The organism is Embleya sp. NPDC020886 (assembly GCF_044333915.1).
In the GTDB taxonomy this organism is placed as follows: Bacteria; Actinomycetota; Actinomycetes; order Streptomycetales; family Streptomycetaceae; genus Embleya.
On record NZ_JBIRRX010000004.1, the window covers coordinates 305,577 to 325,816 of the forward strand.

17 protein-coding genes, 2 tRNA genes and 2 pseudogenes are annotated in these 20,240 nt (G+C 70.3%); 15 read left to right on the forward strand and 6 right to left on the reverse strand.

Annotation, left to right across the window (positions count from 1 at the left end):
• Window positions 1-13: 13 nt before the first annotated feature.
• The 3 genes from ACH4U8_RS16420 to ACH4U8_RS16430 all read right to left on the reverse strand — a co-directional run bounded on the left by ACH4U8_RS16420 (window position 14) and on the right by ACH4U8_RS16430 (window position 3,175).
• Window positions 14-892, reverse strand: coding sequence for a hypothetical protein (locus ACH4U8_RS16420; protein ID WP_395778474.1), 879 nt, complete (start codon window positions 890-892; stop codon window positions 14-16).
• 308 nt (window positions 893-1,200) lie between these two features.
• Window positions 1,201-1,986, reverse strand: a complete 786-nt coding sequence (locus ACH4U8_RS16425; RefSeq protein ID WP_395778476.1) for a hypothetical protein — start codon at window positions 1,984-1,986, stop codon at window positions 1,201-1,203.
• 295 nt (window positions 1,987-2,281) lie between these two features.
• On the reverse strand, window positions 2,282-3,175 hold the full coding sequence (locus ACH4U8_RS16430; protein WP_395778478.1) for an ADP-ribosylglycohydrolase family protein: 894 nt from the start codon (window positions 3,173-3,175) through the stop codon (window positions 2,282-2,284).
• A gap of 176 nt (window positions 3,176-3,351) precedes the next feature.
• On the opposite strand from ACH4U8_RS16430, the gene ACH4U8_RS16435 reads away from it, so the two are divergent.
• Complete coding sequence (locus ACH4U8_RS16435) at window positions 3,352-4,188, forward strand: EamA family transporter (RefSeq protein WP_395778480.1); 837 nt, start codon at window positions 3,352-3,354, stop codon at window positions 4,186-4,188.
• Window positions 4,189-4,669: 481 nt separating this feature from the next.
• Here ACH4U8_RS16435 and ACH4U8_RS16440 read toward each other — a convergent pair.
• Window positions 4,670-4,743 (reverse strand) — tRNA-Gly (locus ACH4U8_RS16440).
• A 96-nt stretch (window positions 4,744-4,839) separates the two neighbouring features.
• On the opposite strand from ACH4U8_RS16440, the gene ACH4U8_RS16445 reads away from it, so the two are divergent.
• The 7 genes from ACH4U8_RS16445 to clpX all read left to right on the forward strand — a co-directional run bounded on the left by ACH4U8_RS16445 (window position 4,840) and on the right by clpX (window position 10,322).
• A tRNA-Pro gene (locus tag ACH4U8_RS16445) sits at window positions 4,840-4,915 on the forward strand.
• A 116-nt stretch (window positions 4,916-5,031) separates the two neighbouring features.
• Window positions 5,032-6,453: a trigger factor gene (gene tig / locus ACH4U8_RS16450; protein WP_395778482.1), complete on the forward strand. Its 1,422-nt coding sequence runs from the start codon at window positions 5,032-5,034 to the stop codon at window positions 6,451-6,453.
• A 267-nt stretch (window positions 6,454-6,720) separates the two neighbouring features.
• Window positions 6,721-6,864, forward strand: coding sequence for a hypothetical protein (locus tag ACH4U8_RS16455; protein WP_360304473.1), 144 nt, complete (start codon window positions 6,721-6,723; stop codon window positions 6,862-6,864).
• A 99-nt stretch (window positions 6,865-6,963) separates the two neighbouring features.
• Window positions 6,964-7,170, forward strand: coding sequence for a hypothetical protein (locus ACH4U8_RS16460; RefSeq protein WP_379991399.1), 207 nt, complete (start codon window positions 6,964-6,966; stop codon window positions 7,168-7,170).
• Window positions 7,171-7,547: 377 nt separating this feature from the next.
• Window positions 7,548-8,120: an ATP-dependent Clp protease proteolytic subunit gene (locus tag ACH4U8_RS16465; RefSeq protein WP_020550724.1), complete on the forward strand. Its 573-nt coding sequence runs from the start codon at window positions 7,548-7,550 to the stop codon at window positions 8,118-8,120.
• 106 nt (window positions 8,121-8,226) lie between these two features.
• Window positions 8,227-8,889, forward strand: a complete 663-nt coding sequence (locus ACH4U8_RS16470) for an ATP-dependent Clp protease proteolytic subunit (RefSeq protein WP_360304475.1) — start codon at window positions 8,227-8,229, stop codon at window positions 8,887-8,889.
• Window positions 8,890-9,041: 152 nt separating this feature from the next.
• Complete coding sequence (gene clpX, locus ACH4U8_RS16475; RefSeq protein ID WP_360304477.1) at window positions 9,042-10,322, forward strand: ATP-dependent Clp protease ATP-binding subunit ClpX; 1,281 nt, start codon at window positions 9,042-9,044, stop codon at window positions 10,320-10,322.
• A 21-nt stretch (window positions 10,323-10,343) separates the two neighbouring features.
• Here the strand turns inward: clpX and ACH4U8_RS16480 are convergent, their stop codons facing one another.
• Together ACH4U8_RS16480 and ACH4U8_RS16485 are read right to left on the reverse strand one after the other, a co-directional pair.
• A complete protein-coding gene (locus tag ACH4U8_RS16480; RefSeq protein ID WP_360304479.1) occupies window positions 10,344-10,991 on the reverse strand; it encodes a hypothetical protein in 648 nt (215 codons plus the stop codon).
• Between the two features lie 114 nt (window positions 10,992-11,105).
• Window positions 11,106-11,756, reverse strand: a complete 651-nt coding sequence (locus ACH4U8_RS16485; protein WP_395778484.1) for a hypothetical protein — start codon at window positions 11,754-11,756, stop codon at window positions 11,106-11,108.
• 313 nt (window positions 11,757-12,069) lie between these two features.
• Between ACH4U8_RS16485 and ACH4U8_RS16490 the strand changes: the two genes are divergently transcribed.
• The 7 genes and pseudogenes from ACH4U8_RS16490 to mreD all read left to right on the forward strand — a co-directional run.
• The gene (locus ACH4U8_RS16490; protein ID WP_395778486.1) at window positions 12,070-14,703 is read left to right on the forward strand and encodes a valine--tRNA ligase; all 2,634 of its coding nucleotides are present in this window, start codon (window positions 12,070-12,072) and stop codon (window positions 14,701-14,703) included.
• Between the two features lie 44 nt (window positions 14,704-14,747).
• Window positions 14,748-16,172, forward strand: a pseudogene (locus ACH4U8_RS16495) (bifunctional folylpolyglutamate synthase/dihydrofolate synthase); the annotation flags it as partial.
• Window positions 16,173-16,255: 83 nt separating this feature from the next.
• Entirely contained in the window at window positions 16,256-16,591 is a 336-nt protein-coding gene (locus tag ACH4U8_RS16500; RefSeq protein WP_360304487.1) for a DUF4233 domain-containing protein, read from the forward strand.
• A gap of 119 nt (window positions 16,592-16,710) precedes the next feature.
• Window positions 16,711-17,121, forward strand: a complete 411-nt coding sequence (gene ndk, locus ACH4U8_RS16505; protein ID WP_355543167.1) for a nucleoside-diphosphate kinase — start codon at window positions 16,711-16,713, stop codon at window positions 17,119-17,121.
• Between the two features lie 423 nt (window positions 17,122-17,544).
• Window positions 17,545-18,564, forward strand: a complete 1,020-nt coding sequence (locus ACH4U8_RS16510; protein ID WP_078979486.1) for a rod shape-determining protein — start codon at window positions 17,545-17,547, stop codon at window positions 18,562-18,564.
• A 114-nt stretch (window positions 18,565-18,678) separates the two neighbouring features.
• Window positions 18,679-19,725, forward strand: coding sequence for a rod shape-determining protein MreC (gene mreC / locus ACH4U8_RS16515; RefSeq protein ID WP_395778487.1), 1,047 nt, complete (start codon window positions 18,679-18,681; stop codon window positions 19,723-19,725).
• Window positions 19,726-19,729: 4 nt separating this feature from the next.
• A pseudogene (mreD, locus tag ACH4U8_RS16520) lies at window positions 19,730-20,236 on the forward strand (rod shape-determining protein MreD); the annotation flags it as partial.
• Window positions 20,237-20,240: the final 4 nt, after the last annotated feature.

Sequence of the window (20,240 nt, forward strand, 5' to 3'; positions counted from 1 at the left end):
CCTGGTTCGGTGCCTACGGTCGGGCGCTCGCCAGGAGCTTGCCGAGCTGGCGGGTGACGAGGTCGTCGGCGGGCAGGGCGGGCGTGGTCGCGGACAGGTCCGCGTTGCTGACCACCACGACCGTCGGGCCGACCCGGACCACGATCAGGCCCAGCGCGCCGCCCGCCTGGGGGGTCATGCCGATCGCCAGCGATTCGTCGCCGAGGGACGCGTGCGGGATCGCCGCGTACTTGTCGGTGCTCGTCGCGCCGTCGCCGTCGGTGGAGGCGACCGATGGGCAGTTCGCCAGCGCCGCGCGGCCCTTGGTGAACAGGTCCTGTGCGCCGGTACCGGCGAAGGAGAACAACTCGACGATGGTGAAGCCGGTCGGCGTCGGATCGCCCCGGGTCACCGCCGCCTGGGCGGCGGCGGCCGGTGCCGAGGCGGCCTGGCCGGGGCGGGTGAGGTCGATGAGTGCCTGGCAGTTGGTGTCCCGGGCGGTCTCCCGGGTCTCGGTGCCGTCCGTGCCGGCCTCGTAGGCGCCGGGCGGCATTTCCGCGGCGGTCAACAGGGCGGCGTCGAGGCGGGCCTGGGCGGTGGGGTCGGTGCCGGTCCCGTTGCCGTTGCCGGTTCCGTTCCCGGTTCCGGACGGGGCGGGGGACTCGTCGGTGGGTGGCAGCGCGGGCGGGGGTTCGCCGGGAGAGGAGGCCGAGGCGGGCGGCGCGGGGGCCGGCGGGGCGGAGCCGGCGGGCGTGCTCGCGGGTGGCGCCGGGGTGCCCGCCTCGGGCGTGGCCGTCGGCGCGTTCGGGTACTTGCGCGCCAACGCCTCCTCGTCACGACCGCATGCGGTGGCGGCCAGGAGCAGGGTCCCGGCGATCACCGCCGTGCTCACTCGGATCACGATTTTGCGCATGCAGCATTCCTTCAAAGAAGCTCGGTCGTTCCGGTGGCGGCCCGAACGCCGGACGAGGACGGCGATCGGGCCGACGGGATCCGATGGGCCGTCAGGAAGCGGAACAGCGGCCGACCGGCCGCCCGCTCACCCCACCCGCGAGCGGGGCATCCGGCGCCGGGTCGGGCGGAGTTCGCCGCTTCGAAGCCGAAGCGTCGGTGTCCGGTCGGAGCGGCCACCCCGTCGACAGGGGCAGCGAACGAGAGCGGCAACATCATGCTGGAACCTACTCGCCTTTGCCACCCGCGCGCCGGTGTCCCGGTCGGGAATCAGGACTTCGCCGCTGCCGTGACCCTTTCGACCTGCTTGGTCACCAGGGCGAGATCCGGCAGCTTGACCGTGTTGCCGGAGAGTTCCGCCGAAGCGACCACGATCAGCGTGGAGCCGACCCGGATCGCGATCGACGCGCGGGCGCCGCCGTCCTCGGGCGTGCTGGTGATCGCCAGGGTGTCGTCGCCGAGCTTCGGGTGGGCGACCTCGGCGTGCCTGGTCGTCGCGGTCTCGCCCTCGGGGTCCTTCGTCGACACCGACCCGCAGTTCTTCAGGGCCGCGCGCCCCTTGGCCATCACGGTTTCGGCGTCGGTGCCCGAGAAGGAGAACAATTCGCCACCGATCACACCGGTGGGGATCGGGCTGCCGATCGACACATACGCCTGGGCCGCGGCGGTCGGCTTCATGGCGCCCTGCCTCGGCAGGAACAGGTCGACGAGCGGTTGGCAGTCGGCGGGCGTCGCGGTCGCGCGGTTGCCGGCCCCCGCCGCCGCCTTCGTCAGGTAGACGCCCTGCGGGAGGTCGGCGGCGGTGAGTACGGCCTTCTCCAACTGCGGGCCGGTCAGCGCGGACGCCGCGCCGGCGGGCGAGGACGGGGCAACCGGCGGCCGGGTGTCGGCCGCCGGCGTGCTCGGACCCGGCGTGGCCGGCGCACCGGCGCTCGGCGCACCGGCGGTCGCCTTCCCGGTGTCCTTCTTGTCGTCGTCGGAACCGCACGCGGCGGCCGCGAGGACCAGTGCACCGGCGATCACGATCGAGGCCGGCTTGGACATGGATGTGCGCATGGAACGAGTTCCTCCGAGGAAGGTCGGCCCGCCGCGACGCCCGGGCCGGTTCGCCTCGACGCGGGAGGGCGACGAAGCGGGCCGCGAAGGAGGGTGGCGGGCCTTCGGGAAATCGACACACCGAACCCGCGGCCCGGACCACGTCTCCCCACAAGACGGTTCAGCCGGCGACGAACGAGTCGGGGCTCTGCCGCGACGCGCTGCGAACCGGCTTGCCCGGCAGGCATGTTGGTGCCGATCGCCGCATCGCGAGGAGAGCGCCCTCATCTTCGGGTACCTCGGCGAACTTTGCCAACTATTTGAGCGGCGAGTTCGCCTGCGCGTCCTGCCACCAGGCCGGCAGCGCTTCCACGTGCTCCGTCCACTCGGCGGGCAACTCCGCCCGGATGCCCACGATCGAGCCGACGATCGCGCACGTGGTGTCCACGTCGCCGCCCGCGCTCGCGGTGGACCAGAAGGCCGCCGCGTAGTCGTCGAGGTGCCGGGCCGCGGACCACACCGCGAACGGGACCGTGTCGGGCGCGCTCACCTGGCGGCCGTTGCCGAGCAACCGGCCGATCTCGACCGAGTCCTGACGATCCACCAGATCCAGTGCGGCGCCCAGCCGTTCGCGCACCACGCCGGCGGGGGTGTGATCGCGGACGAAGCTCACGAAGTCGCCCGCGCCCGGTTGGTCCGGAGTCGCCGCACCCGCCGCCGCGACGGCCACCGCCACCGCGCCGGCGATGCCCTCCGGATGCATGTGGGTCACCTCGGCGGACAACGTGGCCTGCGCCACCACCGCGTCCAGGTCGTCGGCGAACCACGCCCCCAACGGGGCGACCCGCATCGCGGCTCCGTTGCCCCACGACCCCTGGCCCTCGAACGGCGCGGCGGCCAGGGCCCGCCAGTCACCGCCCTGCCGGACCAGCCGCAACATGCGGTTCGTGGTCGGCCCGTAGCCCCGATCGAAGTCGTGCCGACGGGCGAAGGACTTGATCAACGCGTCCTGATCGACCGTGCCGTGCGACGTCAACTCGGCATGCAGCACGCACGCCATCTCGGTGTCGTCGGTCCATGGCCAACTGCCCTCGGGCAGGCTGCGATCGGCCAGGTGTGGGAGGTTGTCGGGGACGAAGAACTGGGCGCCGAGCGCGTCGCCGAGCGCGAGGCCGCGCAGCGAGGCGAGGGCGGAAGAGGTGTGCGTCATATGGGCGGTCATTATTCCGGTACGCGTGCTTGGATGTCCCGAGTGACGTCCCCTCAGATGGCGGAAACGGTCCCCGAGTTGCGGACACGACAGACTCCGCCGACGGCCGAGAAGCCGGCCGCGGCGGCCGAACGCCGAAGCGGGGCGGCCGTCCGCACCCTGCCGCGCGGCCGCGCGTGACCCCGGCGGTCACCGTCGCCGTCCTCGGCTCGGCCGGCCTGCACGCGGCCTGGAACGCGCTCGCGCACGGCCTCAAGGACCGCCTCGGCACGATGGTGATGATCCAGGTGGCGAGCCTGGCCATCGGCCTGACCTGCCTGCCCTTCGTCGGCGTCCCGGCCGCCGGCGCCTGGCCGTGGCTGCTCGGCTCCGCCGCCCTGCACGTCGTCTACAACCTGCTCCTGCTGGAGACGTATCGGCTGGGCGACTTCGGCCAGGTGTACCCGATCGCCCGCGGCACCTCCCCGTGGGTCACCGCGCTGATCGGGGCGACCCTGCTGCACGAATACCTGACCGTGACCCAGACCGTCGGCGTGGTGGTGATCTCGGCCGGCATGCTCGTGCTCGCCCTGGCCGGCGGCATCCCGCGCCGCGCCGAGGCCGCCGCCGTGCTCGCCGCCCTGGCCACGGGCTGCGCGATCGCGCTCTACACCGTCCTGGACGGCGTCGGCGCCCGCTCGTCGGGCTCGGCCATGTCGTACGCGGCCTGGCTGTTCGTCCTCGAATCGGCGCCGACCATCCTGGTCCTGCGCCGCCGCCGCGACCCCGCCGCCGAACCCAACCGCCAACGCGCCTGGGGCCTACTCGGCGGCGCCATGTCCCTGGCCGCCTACACCCTCGTCATCTGGGCCCAGACCCGAGGCACCCTGGCCACGATCGCCGCCCTCCGCGAAACCTCGGTCGTCTTCGGCGCGATCATCGGCACCCTGGTCTTCCACGAGACCTACGGCCGCCACCGAATAACCGCGACCATCCTGGTCCTGGCCGGCATCACGGCGATCAACCTCCCGTAGCGGTCCGCCACCCGAAGCCGCACCCGGCCCCGCCGCCGGCCCGCTCCAGGCCCCACGCCCACCCATCCCGATCCGGCGGCCACCGCCCGGCCGCGATCCGCCGCACGGTCCGCCACGGCGACACCCGGCACCCCCGGGCGCCACCACCCGATGGCTCGAAAAGCACGGCCTCCCAGCCCTGCGCGCCGCCGCCGACCGGCGACAACCGCCCGGCATCGCCACGCCTTCACCGAGCACACCCGCAAAAACACCCACGATCGTGAGATTGCCGACGCTCTCGATGCGAAGGTGCGGGCGGTTCACAGGGCGCCGGGGGCCGAAAAACTACTCCGAAGAGCTGGAAGAGTCGGGACCAAGGTCGGCCGGCCGGGGGACCAACGTCCCGGCCATCCGGCACGAATTCGGCCCGCCGCCCACCAAACATCCGGACACGACAAAGGCCCAGTTCAGAGAACCTGCCTCTGACCTGGGCCTTTACCTTTGGAGCGGGTGACGAGGATCGAACTCGCACCACTAGCTTGGAAGGCTAGGGCTCTACCATTGAGCTACACCCGCAGATGGTGTGGCGTGCACGTGGCGCCTAGGTTAGCGGATTGGTGCGCGGCCAGTGCAGACTCTAGCGTGTCGTCCTCTAGACTTCATCGGGCGCCACGGGGCGTAGCGTAGTGGCTAGCGCGCCTGCTTTGGGAGCAGGAGATCGGGAGTTCGAGTCTCCCCGCCCCGACCACCACATCATGAATTCGCTGCAGGATGGATCGGTAGCACCGGTTCTGAACCTTCAGTGTGCCGTCAGGCAAGATGCACAGGCCCGGAAGAACAGCCCGCAGCAAGGAGACCCTTACCGTGAAGAGCGCCGTCGAGACGCTGAACCCGACCCGGGTTCGGCTCACCGTCGAGGTTCCCTCCGAGGAGCTGAAGCCCAGCCTCGACGCGGCGTACAAGAAGATCGGCAAGCAGGTGACGGTCCCGGGCTTCCGTAAGGGCAAGATCCCTGCGCGCATCATCGACCAGCGCTTCGGCCGTGAGGCCGTCTTCGTCGAGGCGTTCGATGACATCCTGTCCTCCTCGTACGGCAAGGCCGTCGAGGAGAACGAGCTGCGCGTCCTGGGCCAGCCCGAGGTCACCGAGGTCACCGACGTGACCGAGCTGGCCGGCGGCGCCGATCTGAAGTTCACCGCAGAGGTCGACACCCGTCCCGAGATCGAGCTGCCGGACTACTCCGGCATCGAGGTCGAGGTCGATGACATCACCGTCACCGACGAGGACGTCGCCGAGAAGATCGAAGAGCTGCGTGACCGCTTCGGTGCGCTGAACACCGTCGAGCGGGCCGCGGCCGAGGGCGACACCGTCGTCGTCGACATCGAGGCCAAGGTCGACGGCGAGGTGCTGGAGGACGGTGTCGCCAAGGCGATGTCGTACCAGATCGGCGGCGACACGATGCTGGACGGCCTCGACGCCGCCGTCATCGGTGCGTCGGCCGGCGAGACCAAGACCTTCGAGACCGAGCTCCAGGGTGGCAGCGCCGCCGGGCAGACGGCCGAGGTGTCGGTCGTGGTGACCACCGTCAAGGCCAAGGAGCTCCCCGAGCTCGACGACGACTTCGCGCAGCTCGCGAGCGAGTTCGACACGCTCGACGAGCTGAAGGCGGACCTGCGCGAGAAGCTCGACCACCAGAAGCTGCACGACCAGCAGAACGAGGGTCGCGACAAGGTTCTGGAAGCCCTGCTCGAGCAGATCGAGGTGCCGCTCCCGGAGAGCGTGGTCACCGAGGAGATCGAGCAGCGTCGTGGTCAGCTCGAGCAGCAGCTCGGCATGATGGGCATGGACCTGGGCAAGTGGCTGGAGATCCAGGGCCAGAGCGCCGAGGAGTACGAGACCGAGCTCCAGGACAGCGTCCGCAAGGGCATGCGTGCCCAGTTCGTGCTCGACGAGGTCGTGAAGAAGGAGCAGCTCTCCGTCAACCAGGAAGAGCTGACCCAGCACCTCATCCAGCGTGCGCAGCAGTCCGGCATGAGCCCGGACCAGTTCGCGCAGCAGGTCATGCAGTCCGGCTACGTGCCGGTCCTGGTCGGCGAGGTCGCTCGCGGCAAGGCCCTCGAGGTCATCGCCAAGGGCGCCAAGGCCAAGGACGCGTCCGGCAACGAGGTCAGCCTCGGTGTCGACCTGCACGCGGACGACGCGGACGACCACGAGGGCCACGACCACGCCGAGACCGAAGAGGTCGCCGCGTCGGACGAGGCCAAGGAGGAGAAGGCCGAGGCCTGATCCACCCCCGCGCGAACCGCGACCGCCGCCCGAATCGCGGCGTGAGCGCTTCCCGCAGCGCCCCACACGTGGGCCCGATCACCGTCGGTTGGTGATCGGGCCCACGTGTGTTTCGGCGACCCGAACGAGGCATGTCCGGGCGATTCGGACCCGGCGCGTGACATACGGATCGTGATGACCCGTCACTCGATCCGCTCCACACGTTGGGTACGGTGGTCCGAACATCCCGGCCCGGGCCGGGTTCGTCCAAGGCGTACGGGGGATCGCATGGGCGCTGATTTCGGAGTCGACCTCGCCTGGTTGCGGGGGATGGTGGGCGTCTTCAACGGCTGCGCGGAAAGCGCCGAGCGGGCGTTGCACGCCCTGGAGGAGACCGGTCCCATCCGGATGGGACCCCACAGGACTGGATGAACCAGGTGCGCGGACGGTTGGCCGGGACCACGCCGGTGGTCGGCCAGGAGATCACCGATCTGCCGCGGTACCTGGTTCTCGACGCCCGGGTCCGGCGGCGTGGCGGCCTCCGTCGTCCTGCGGCCCGCGGTCGAGCCGAGCACCTCGACCGAGCCGCGCAGCGCGCCGACCGCGCCGACCCGGGCTCCGGAGCCGGGCTCCTGGACCATGTACATCCGCGGGTCCCGGGCGGCTCCGGAGCTCTACTTCTACATGGGCGACCCCGACGCACGAGTCGTCCACCCCTTCCACCGCACCGGACGGTGACCCGCGCCGGACCGTGACCCACGCCGCCGCCCGCGCCCACCGCGACGCCCGCCCCACCCCGACGCGGCGCCCGACCCCGACCCCGGGACCGCCCTCGCCCGCCGTGACGATCCGCGCGACTACCCCGTTACCGCCCGGATATCGCCCTGCTGCGCTCTGGGCGAACAGTCCTGAGTCTGGGATGGCCTGCGACGATCCGCGCGTTAGGGTCGCTGTACGAAGGGGGTCACCCGCCACAAACGCAGGTGCCTCCCAAGGTCGACTTCGTGACGGCTCGGGATTGCCGTCGGAAACGAGCAGGTGGATACGTGACGAATCCGCAGATCGTGACTCCGGGGCTCGCGGTGCCCACTTCGCGTGCATCTCAGCCGGGTGGGATGGGGCTCGACGACCAGGTCTACAACCGGTTGCTGCGCGAGCGGATCATCTTCCTCGGCTCGGTGGTCGAGGACCAGATCGCCAACGCGATTTCCGCCCAGCTCCTGTTGCTGAACGCAGAGGACCCGGAAAAGGACATCTGGCTCTACGTCAACTCGCCCGGTGGTTCCATCACCGCCGGCATGGCGATCTACGACACGATGCAGTGGATCAGCAACGATGTCGCGACCGTCGCGATGGGCCTGGCCGCCTCGATGGGCCAGTTCCTGTTGACCGCCGGAGCCCCCGGCAAGCGCATCGCGCTCGCCAACTCCGAGATCCTGATGCACCAGCCGTCCGCCGGTCTCGGTGGTTCGGCGTCGGACATCAAGATCCAGGCCGAGCAGCTCCTGCGCACCAAGCGCAAGATGACTCGCCTGATCGCGCACCATTCCGGGCAGACCCCCGAGAAGATCGAGCACGACTCGGACCGCGACCGCTGGTTCTCCGCCGAGGAGGCCAAGGAATACGGCCTGGTGGACCACGTGGTTCGCAGTGCGGCCGAGGTGCCCAACACCGGCAGCACGAGCTGATATCGGCGCCCCGACACCGCTGACACGTCGGCCGAACCAGCCCCGGTCAGCTTCAGGTCGCCCAGCCACTGAGTCGAGTCCGCAGTCCCGGAGGGCTGAGATTTCCATGAATGACAATCTGTTCCACCGGCCCGAGGGCCTGGCACCGATGGCCTCGCGCAGCGCCGAGAGCCGTTACGTCCTGCCGCGCTTCATCGAGCGCACGTCGCAGGGCATCCGCGAGCAGGACCCGTACACCAAGCTGTTCGAAGAGCGCATCATCTTCCTGGGTGTCCAGGTCGACGACGCGTCCGCGAACGACGTGATGGCGCAGCTCCTGACGCTCGAGTCGATGGACCCCGATCGGGACATCTCGATCTACATCAACTCGCCCGGCGGTTCCTTCACCGCGCTGACGGCCATCTACGACACGATGCAGTTCGTGCGCCCCGACATCCAGACGGTGTGCATGGGCCAGGCGGCCTCCGCCGCCGCCGTTCTGCTCGCCGCGGGAACTCCGGGCAAGCGAATGGCGCTGCCGAACTCCCGCATCCTCATCCACCAGCCGTACAGTGAAACCGGGCGCGCGCAAGTCAGCGACCTGGAGATCCAGGCTCGTGAGATCCAGCGCATGCGCACCATGCTGGAAACCATGCTCGCGCAGCACAGCACGAGGCCGATCGAGCAGGTTCGCGACGACATCGAGCGCGACAAGATTCTGACGGCCGAAGAGGCGCTCGCGTACGGCCTCATCGACGAGATCACCGCACCTCGGAAGGTCGTCGGCTAGTGTCCCCGCCCGGTCGGCGGCTTGCCGCCGACCGGACAACGGTGACCGGTTGATGGTCAAAACCGGGGGATCGGAGATTCCGGCGGGGTACCGTCGAAAGACCAGGCACCAGGTCCGGGACATCCGGGGCCCAGGCGAAGGAGATGCACCTCGTGGCACGCATCGGTGACGGTGGCGACCTGCTCAAGTGCTCGTTCTGCGGAAAGAGCCAGAAGCAGGTGAAGAAGCTCATTGCCGGTCCGGGTGTCTACATCTGTGACGAGTGCATCGACCTGTGCAACGAGATCATCGAGGAGGAGCTCTCCGAGTCCTCCGAGTTGAAGTTCGAGGAGCTCCCCAAGCCACGGGAGATCTACGAGTTCCTCGACGGCTACGTGGTCGGGCAGGAAGTCGCCAAGAAGGCGCTCTCGGTGGCGGTGTACAACCACTACAAGCGGGTCCAGGCCGGCGAGTCGGCCAAGGCGTCCCGCGACGACGGCGTCGAACTGGCCAAGTCGAACATCCTGCTGCTCGGGCCGACCGGCTGTGGCAAGACGCTGCTGGCGCAGACCCTGGCCCGGATGCTGAACGTACCGTTCGCCATCGCCGACGCGACCGCGCTCACGGAGGCGGGCTACGTCGGCGAGGACGTCGAGAACATCCTGCTGAAGCTGATCCAGGCGGCCGACTACGACGTCAAGAAGGCCGAGACCGGGATCATCTACATCGACGAGGTCGACAAGATCGCTCGCAAGAGCGAGAACCCGTCGATCACCCGCGATGTGTCCGGTGAGGGCGTCCAGCAGGCGCTGCTGAAGATCATCGAGGGCACCACCGCGAGTGTGCCGCCGCAGGGCGGGCGCAAGCACCCGCACCAGGAGTTCATCCAGATCGACACGACGAACGTGTTGTTCATCGTGGGCGGCGCGTTCGCCGGCCTGGAGAAGATCATCGAGGGCCGGGTCGGCCGCAAGGGCATCGGCTTCGGCGCGCAGATCCGCTCCAAGCGCGATGTGGAGAGCGCCGACTCGTTCGCCGACGTGATGCCCGAGGACCTGCTGAAGTTCGGCATGATCCCGGAGTTCATCGGTCGGCTTCCGGTACTCACCTCGGTGCACAACCTGGATCGCGAGGCGCTCATCCAGATCCTGACCGAGCCCAAGAACGCGCTGGTGAAGCAGTACCGCCGGCTGTTCGAACTCGACGGTGTCGAGCTGGACTTCGAGATGGAGGCGCTGGAGGCGATCGCCGACCAGGCGATCATGCGCGGCACCGGTGCGCGTGGCCTGCGGGCGATCCTCGAAGAGGTGCTCCAGTCGGTGATGTACGAGGTCCCCTCCCGCAAGGACGTGGCCCGCGTCGTGGTCACCGACCAGGTGGTCCTCAAGCACGTCAACCCCACGCTGGTACCGCGCGACGTGGTCAAGCGCGAGCGGCGCGACAAGAGCGCCTGAGCCGAGCGGCGCCGGACCGTCCTAGCGGGCACTGCCCGCGTACACGTTCGCGATCACCAGTCGGGCGTGGGCGACGCCGGCCCCGTCGCTGACGTAGACGAGGTCCTGCTCGTCGCCCCACAGACACATCGCCGTGGCGGGGTTGCTCCAGCAGCGGAGCAACCCCGGCGGGCCGGGCACGGCCGGGTCCTCGGTCACCGGCACCGCCGGCACGAAGTCCCGGACGTAGATCGCAGGCGCGGTGTCCCGCCTGGTGGCCAGCGTCAGCAACACCGTCTCGCTGGTCCGTCCGCCGCCGAAGACCTCGGTTCGCACGCCCGTGAAGGTACGCCCCATCGTCGCGTCGAGTTCGCCGACCGCGGTCGGCAGCGCGCTCCGGGCCACCGGACCCCTGGCCTCGATCGTGGCCGGCATCGCGAGCGGCCCGGCGACCCGCCCGGCGACCGGCGCGGTCGGCAGGCCGCGCGGCCGACGCGGGCCGTCGTCGCCGGGGTCGAGGAAGACCAGCACGACCACCACCGCGGCGAGCACCACCAGCACGCTGCCCAGCACGCCCGCCACGAGCGCGAACCGGTCCCGCGAACCGCGCGGCGCGCGGCCCGGCGGGCCGGTCGGATACCCCGCCCCGCCGGTCCCGGGCCCCTGCCACCCGTCGTATCCGTCGCTCATCGCCCCCACCGCCCCGTGGTCCGGCCGCACGTCGTCGGCACCCGGTACAACGACGGTAGGACCGGGAAGCGACGCGCGAACCGGGGTCGGCGCCCGCGCGTCGCCGACGGCGCGCTACTTCTCCAGATCCGCGCGCATCGCCTTGAACTTCGCCGCCGCCTGGTCCGCCGACGACTGCTCGAAATAGGCCACGGCCGTCGTGTACCGATCCGCCCACCCGCAGATCGCCGCCGGTTGCGCGACCGAGGCCGGCATGCACTCCAGCGTGCCGCCCAGTTGCCCCGGGTCGTAGTCCTTCATCGTCGCCCCGTCCGGGACGCCGCCGCCGCTGCCGTTCACGTACTCGACCATGCCGCGCACCATGTGCTCCAGCCGCTTGCCGTCGATCCCGGTCAGCCCGTCCACGCCGACGAACAACACCGAGCGCGGGCCCGCCGAGCTTGCGCCGAACGCCGCGACCAGGACGTTGTTGGTGGGGTGACGCACCTCGCCCGGGTCGACCGGAACGTCGGTGGGCCCGCCGGCGAGCAGCTTGGCCAGGCCGCCGGCCCGGGCGGACGGCTGGAGTTTGCGCGGCCCGGCCGAGGTCGGCCGCGCGGACGGGGCCGAGGTCGAGGGTTTCGCCGTGCCCGGCTCGCCCTTGGCCGACGGTACGGACGCCGGGCTCACCGCGGGGTCGACCGGCCCCGCCGTCGTGGCGACCGGCGGGCCGCTCCGGTCGTCCTTGTCCCCGTCCTTGGCCTGACAACCCGTCAGTACGGACACGCCGAGCACCGAAACGGTGACGGCGGCAAACAGTGTGGAAGTGCGAGCGCGCACGAAAATCCCCCCGGATTCACGAAATCATCGATACCCGGGCCGCCCGCGGCGCTTCGACCGATGCCCCCATCGTCGAAACCGGAACCGACCCAGGGCGTGACAGTAGCGCCCGCCCGCAACCGGTGGAACGGCGCCGGAACGGCGGTGACACCACGGTGACAAGGGCGGGACGCCCTCATCGACAAACGGAACGTCGCCGTCGACGCGGGCCCACCCCGCCGCGTCCAAGGTGCCCGCGCGCCTTCCGTAGACTGGGGCGGTGACCGAGAACACCACTCCCGCAGCCGCTGCCGCCGAGCAGCCGCAGGCCCTTCCCTCCCAGTACACCCCCGCCGAGGTAGAGGGGAAGCTGTACGAGCGCTGGGTAGCCGCGGGTTGGTTCGAGGCCGACGCCAAGAGCGACAAGCCGCCGTACACGATCGTCATCCCGCCGCCGAACGTCACCGGACAACTGCACTTGGGCCACGCGTTCCAGCACACGCTGATGGACGCGCTCACCCGCCGCAAGCGCATGCAGGGCTTCGAGGCGCTGTGGTTGCCCGGCATGGACCACGCCGGCATCGCCACCCAGAACGTGGTCGAGCGCGAGCTGGCCAAGGAGAGCAAGTCGCGGCACGACCTGGGCCGCGAGGCGTTCGTGGAGCGGGTCTGGCAGTGGAAGGAAGAGTACGGCGGCAAGATCCTCGGCCAGATGCGTCGTCTCGGCGACGGCGTGGACTGGTCGCGTGAGCGCTTCACCATGGACGAGGGCCTGTCCCAGGCCGTGCAGACCATCTTCAAGCGGCTCTACGACGACGAGCTGATCTACCGCGCCGAGCGCATCATCAACTGGTGCCCGCGCTGCCTGACCGCGATCTCCGACATCGAGGTCGAGCACCAGGACGACGACGGCGAACTGGTCTCGATCCGCTACGGCGACGGCGACGACGCGATCGTGGTGGCCACCACGCGCGCCGAGACGATGCTCGGCGACACCGCCGTCGCGGTGCACCCGAGCGACGAGCGGTACGCGCACCTGGTCGGCACCGAGATCGAACTGCCGCTCACCGGGCGGCGGATCCCGATCGTGGCGGACGAGCACGTGGACCCCGAGTTCGGCACCGGCGCGGTCAAGGTGACCCCGGCGCACGACCCGAACGACTTCGAGATCGGCCGTCGGCACAACCTGCCGATGCCCTCGGTGATGAACGAGCGGGCGATCATCACGGTGCACGGCCCGTTCGAGGGCCTGGACCGCTACGAGGCGCGGTTCGCGATCGTGGCCGCGCTGCGCGAGCAGGGCCGGATCGTCGCCGAGAAGCGCCCGTACACGCACGCGGTCGGGCACTGCTCGCGCTGCAAGACCACGGTCGAGCCGCGGCTGTCCATGCAGTGGTGGGTCAGGGTCGAGCCGCTGGCCAAGGCAGCCGGCGACGCGGTGCGCGACGGCCGGGTGGCCATCCACCCGCAGGAGTTGGCCGGGCGCTACTTCGGCTGGGTCGACAACATGCACGACTGGTGCATCTCGCGGCAGCTCTGGTGGGGTCACCGGATCCCGGTCTGGTACGGCCCGAACGGCGAGACGGTCTGCGTGGGCCCGAACGACGAGCCGCCCACCGGCGAGGGCTGGACGCAGGACAGCGACGTGCTCGACACGTGGTTCTCCTCCGCGCTGTGGCCGTTCTCCACGCTGGGCTGGCCCGAGCAGACCGCCGACCTGGCCAAGTTCTATCCGACCGACGTGCTGCTCACCGGGCACGACATCATCTTCTTCTGGGTCGCCCGGATGATGATGTTCGGGCTGTACGCGATGGACGGGCAGGCGCCGTTCCACACCATCACGCTCACCGGCCTGGTCCGCGACCAGTTCGGCAAGAAGATGTCCAAGTCGTTCGGCAACGTGGTCGACCCGATCGACTGGATGGACGCGTACGGTACCGACGCGCTGCGCTTCACCCTGGCCCGCGGCGCCAACCCGGGCACCGACGTGCCGATCGGTGAGGACTGGGTCCAGGGCTCGCGCAACTTCTGCAACAAGATCTGGAACGCCACCCGATTCGCGCTGATGAACGGCGCCACCGTCGAGGGCCCGATGCCGGCCGCCGAGCAGCTCTCGGCGACCGACCGTTGGATCCTGTCCCGGCTGGACGCGGTCGTGGCGGAGGTGGACGCGTACTACGAGGACTACCAGTTCGCGAAGCTCTCCGACACGCTGTTCCACTTCGCCTGGGACGAGGTCTTCGACTGGTACGTCGAGCTGGCCAAGCTGCCGCTGAACGGCGACGACGAGGCCGCCGCGCAGGCCACCCGGCGGGTCCTGGGCCACGTCCTGGACGTGACGCTGCGGCTGCTGCACCCGATCGTGCCGTTCGTCACCGAGGAGTTGTGGACCACGCTCACCGGCGGCGAGTCGCTCGTGCCGGCCCAGTGGCCGACGCCCGGCGGGTTCGCCGACCCGGCCGCCGAGGCCGAGATCACCACGCTCCAGCAGGTGATCACCGAGGTCCGCCGGTTCCGCTCGGACCAGGGCCTCAAGCCCGGCCAGCGGGTGCCGGCCAACATCTCGCTCGCGGGCACCGCGATCGCCGCGCACGAGGCGGCGCTGCGTCAACTGGCCCGCTGCACACCGGCCGGCGAGGGCTTCTCGGCGACCACGTCCTTCCCGGTCGCGGGTGCGGTGATCGAGCTGGACCTCTCCGGCGCGATCGACTTCGTCGCCGAGCGCAAGCGCCTGTCCAAGGACCTGGCCGAGGCGGAGAAGGTCCGCGACGTGAACACCAAAAAGCTCGGCAACGCGGGCTTCCTGGCCAAGGCCGCCCCCGACGTGGTGGACAAGGTCCGGGACAAGCTGACCGGCGCCGAGGCCGACATCGAACGCATCAAGGGCCAGCTCGACCGGCTGCCCACCGCCTGACCCGACCGGCCGCGCGGCCTCGGGCACACCCACCCGGGCCGCGCGGCCGGCCGCAAGGCAATCCCAGCTCCCGCAGAACTCGATCAGAACCGGTGACACCTGTGACAGACCCCGCCGAGGCACTGGCCGCACAGCGCGCCGTCGAGGCCGAGCTGATCGGGCGCTGGCCCGAGACGAAGCTCGACCCCTCCACCGACCGGGTGGTCGCGCTGATGGACGTGCTCGGCGAACCCCAGCGGGCGTACCCGGTCATCCACATCACCGGCACCAACGGCAAGACCAGCACGGCCCGGATGATCGAGGCGCTGCTGCGCGCCTTCCAACTGCGCACCGGCCGCTACACCAGCCCGCACGTGGAGTCGATGACCGAGCGGATCAGCCTGGACGGCGAGCCGATCAGCGCCGAGCGGTTCGTCGAGACCTACCGCGACATCGAGCCCTACATCGACATCGTCGACGCCGCACAGCCGCACCGGTTGTCCTTCTTCGAGGTGATCACCGCGATGGCGTACGCGGCGTTCGCCGACGCGCCGGTGGACGTCGCGGTGATCGAGGTCGGCATGGGCGGCACGTGGGACGCCACCAACGTGGTCGACGGCACGGTGGCCGTGGTCACCCCGATCGCGGTGGACCACGCCGCCCGACTGGGCGGCACGCCCGGCGAGATCGCGGTGGAGAAGGCCGGGATCATCAAGCGGAACAGCCTGGTCGTGCTCGCCCACCAGCCGGTGGACGCGGCCGAGGCGCTGATCCGGCGCGCGGTCGAGACCGATGCCACGGTGGCCCGCGAGGGCATGGAGTTCGGCGTGGTCCGGCGCGACCTGGCGGTCGGCGGCCAATTGCTCACGCTGCGCGGCCTGGTGGGGGAGTACGAGGACGTCTTCCTGCCGCTGCACGGCAGCCACCAGGCGCACAACGCCGCGGTCGCGCTGGCCGCGGTCGAGGCGTTCCTGGGCGTCGGTGTGGCCGAGCGTCCCGGGCTCACCGGCGGCGGCGCGTTGAACGCCGACCTGGTCCGCGAGGCGTTCGCGTCGGTCACCTCGCCGGGCCGGCTGGAGATCGTGCGCCGCAGTCCCACCGTCCTGATCGACGCCGCGCACAACCCCGCCGGCGCCCTGGCCGTCGCGCAGGCGATGACCGACTCGTTCGACTTCCGGCACCTGGTCGGGGTGATCGGCGTGATGGGCGACAAGGACGTGCGCGGGGTGCTGGAGGCGCTCGAACCGGTGCTCGCCGAGGTCGTGGTGACGCAGAACTCGCAACCGCGCGCGATGCCGGTGGACGAACTCGCCGCGCTCGCGGTCGAGGTGTTCGGCGCGGACCGGGTCGAGGTGCAGCCGAGCCTGCCGGACGCGATCGAGGCCGCCGTCACGCTCGCCGAGGAGGAGGGCGACCTCGGCGGCGCGGGGGTGCTGATCACCGGCTCCGTGGTCACCGTCGGCGAGGCCCGGGTGCTCCTCAAGGGCGGTGAACCGGGCTCGGCTTCGGGTTCGGGCGTGGGCCCGACCGCCGGCGGGAGCGGCGGCAACCGCAACGGAAGGGACGCCTGAGCATGCGCGCGCTGTGTTCGACCCACCTGATCGGCCAGGCCCTGGTGATCTGCCTCGCCGCGCTGGTGGCGATGCAACTCACCGACATCTCCACCGGCGTGTTGTGGGCGGTGGCCGGACCGTCCGCCCTGCTGTGCGTCTGGCTGTGCGCCAAGCTCGGCCGGCCGTGGGCGATCACGGCGGGCTGGGCGCTGCAAGTGGGCCTGTTCGTGACCGGTTTCGTGGTCCCGATGATGTTCCTGATCGGCGTGGTGTTCGGCGCGATCTGGTACGGCTGCGTCCGGGTCGGGCGGATCATCGACGCGGCCAAGGCGGCCCGAACGGTCACCGCGGACTGAGTCGCGACATACGGCCGAAAGGTCGATGCGTTACCCCGGATAGGCTCTGGGCGTTGACCGTTCGTCGGGCCACCGGGTTCTTACCCGTACCCCCTCTTCGAGGAAGCAAGGAGCCAAACGTGTCCGAGCGCACGCTCGTCCTGGTCAAGCCGGACGGAGTCCGGCGTGGTCTCGTCGGCGAGGTCATCGGCCGCATCGAGCGCAAGGGCTTCACGCTGGCCGCGCTCGATCTGCGGGTGATGGATCGCGAGACGATCGAGCGCCACTACGCCGAGCACGAAGGCAAGCCGTTCTACGCCCCGCTCGTGGAGTTCATGACCTCGGCCCCCTCCGTGGCGCTGATCGTCGAGGGCGAGCGGGTGATCGAGTCCTTCCGCGTGCTCGCCGGCGTCACCGACCCGATCAAGGCCCTGCCGGGCACCATTCGCGGCGACTTCGCCACGATCACCCGGGAGAACATCGTGCACGGCTCCGACTCGTCGGAATCCGCCGAGCGCGAGATCAAGAACTTCTTCCCCGAACACGCCTGACGATCCGGTCGCGGCGTCGCGCACCGCGCGCGCCGCGCCGGATCTCGGTGCTCCCCACCGCGACGATCGCCCGGGGCCACGCGACGCGCGCGGGCCGCCCCGGGGATCGATTTTTTTCGTGACCACATCGTGCGAAACTTCGCGCGACGCGCCGGGGTCGCTCTATCGGACCCCGACCGTGCGCTGTTAGAGGGAAATCCCTTTACTTGTCGCGCGTGGCACGCAACCCCTCGCCCCGTGATCACGTCATGGTGGATGGAGGGTGCAGCCGTGCCCCGGTACGTCGCGGTTCTGCCGCCGGTACACCGTGCCTACGATTGTGGTCGGTCGAACCGGCGTTGTTGGTACGACGTCCCTCGGCCGGCTCATGTCCTCATGGCTACGAGCTCGGGAAGGCCCTAGGTTCTTTATATGGCGAACAACTTGTCGTTCATCGGTCGTGACATGGCGGTCGACCTCGGTACGGCCAACACGCTGGTGTACGTCAGAGGCCGCGGCATCGTACTGAACGAGCCGTCGGTGGTCGCCAAGAACACCACCACCGGGGGCATCCTGGCGGTCGGCGCCGAGGCGAAGAAGATGATCGGGCGCACGCCCGGCAACATCGTGGCGATCCGACCGCTCAAGGACGGCGTGATCGCCGACTTCGAGATCACCGAGCGCATGTTGCGCTACTTCATCCTCAAGGTGCATCGGCGTCGCTATCTGGCCCGTCCGCGCGTGGTGATCTGCGTGCCCTCGGGCATCACCGGCGTCGAGCGCCGCGCCGTGGTCGAGGCGTCCAGCCAGGCCGGCGCGCGCAGCGTGCACATCATCGAGGAGCCGATGGCCGCCGCGATCGGCGCCGGTCTGCCGGTGCACGAGGCGACCGGCAACATGGTCGTCGACATCGGCGGCGGCACCACCGAGGTCGCGGTGATCTCGCTCGGCGGCATCGTCACCGCCCAGTCGATCCGGGTGGCCGGCGACGAGCTGGACAACGCGATCATCGCCTACGTCAAGAAGGAATACTCGCTGCTCCTGGGCGAGCGCAGTGCCGAGGAAATCAAGATGTCGATCGGCTCGGCCTTCGACCTCGGCGAGGACGAGCACAGCGAGATCCGTGGCCGCGACCTGGTCAGCGGCCTGCCCAAGACGATCGTGATCTCCACCTCGGAGGTCCGCAAGGCGATCGAGGAACCGGTCAACACCGTCGTGGACGCGGTCAAGAGCACGCTGGACCAGTGTCCGCCCGAGCTCGCCGGCGACGTGATGGACCGCGGCATCGTGCTCACCGGCGGCGGCGCCCTGCTGCGCGGCCTCGACGAGCGGCTGCGGACCGAGACCGGGATGCCGATCCACATCGCCGACAACCCGCTGGACTCGGTGGCCCTGGGCGCGGGCAAATGCGTCGAGGAGTACGAGAAGCTCCAGCAGGTATTGGACGCCCAACCGCGCCGCTGACCGAGGACGCGGGGGCGGTCGTTCGAATCGCCGCCCACCGTGTTCGGCCCGGCACGGCCACACACCACAACTGCCCACAAGCGCCGCAACGTACGAAAGGGGCGGGCGCGCATCGTGAGGGACTCCCGGCACGGTCGGCTGGTCCTCGTGCTGCTGCTAGCGATCTCTTTCGCCCTCATCACCGTGGACATCCGCGGTGGCCGGAACTCGCCCATCGCGAACGTCCGCGACTGGGCCTCGGCCGTGTTCGGCCCCGCCGAACGCGGCGTGTCCGCCGCAGTGGACCCCGTCGGCCGGGCCGTGAACGCGGTCAAGGACGCGGGATCCCACGAGGGCGAGAAGAAGCGTCTGCAGGACGAGAACGCCAAGCTTCGTCAACAGGTGGACAACATCCAGTTGGACCGCAATCGCGCGGCCGAACTGGACAAACTGCTCAAGGTCTCCTCGGCCGGGCAGTACAAGATCAAACCGGCGCGCGTGGTCGCCATCGGGCCCGCCCAGGGCTTCTCCTGGACGGTCACCATCGACACGGGCGCGGGCGACGGCATCAAGCCGGACATGACCGTGATCAACGGCGACGGGCTGGTCGGTCGGGTGACCCAGGTGGGTCCGATGACCGCGACCGTGCTGCTCGCCACCGACCCCGGATTCGCGGTCGGCTCGCGGCTGGCGGGATCGATGGAGATAGGGATCACCTCCGGCCGCGGCGACAAGCCGATGAACCTCAAGCTGCTCAACGGCCAGGCCGACGTCAAGAAGGGCGACCGGCTGGTGACGTTCGGCTCGCAGGGCGGCAAGCCGTTCGTGCCGGGCGTGCCGGTGGGCGAGGTCGCCGAGGTGCGCAACACACCGGGCCAACTCACCCGCAGCGTCGAGGTGAAGTCGTACGTGCACTTCTCCAGCCTGGACACGGTGGGCGTGGTGATCGAGCCGCCGCGCACCGATCCGCGGGACTCGGTGCTGGCCCCGGCGCAGGCGGTCGCGGCGCCGCCGAGCACGCCGGCCGTGCCGCCGGCCCCGCCGGCGACCACCGAACCGCCCAAGAGCGCCTCGACCGGCAAACCGCCGGCCGGCGACACCCGCAGCACCAACGCGAACGCGGCCGACGGCCGCCGCAAACCGCCGCCCGGCGGCACCGCCCCACCGACCGGAAGGGACTGAGACGGTGCGGATCTCCCGCGTGTTCTACGCCGCGCTGCTGATCGTCGTCGCGCTCGTCGTCCAGGTGAGCGTGCTCGCCCGGCTCGGTCTGCCCGGCGCGGTGCCGGACCTGCTGCTCCTGGTGGTGATCGGGCTCGCGCTGACCTACGGGCCCACCTCCGGTTGCGTGATCGGCTTCGCGGCCGGCCTGTGCGCCGACCTGGCGCCGCCGGCGGACCACGCGGCGGGGCGGTACGCGTTCGTGTTGTGCCTGACCGGCTACGTCGCCGGCCTGTTCGTCTCGCGCAGCCCCAGACGCTCGGTGCTCGCGCCGATCGCGGTGGTCGCGGTCGCCGCGGCGGCAACCACGGTGCTGTACGCGGCCGTCGGCGCGCTGGTCGGCGACGGCGCGGTGCGCCAGGTGGGGCTGACCAAGCTGTTGCTGACGGCGGTGGTCTACGACGCGATCCTGGCGCCGTTCGTAGTGCCGTGGGTGATGGCGCTGGCCCGCAAGGTGGATCCGAAACCGATGCTCT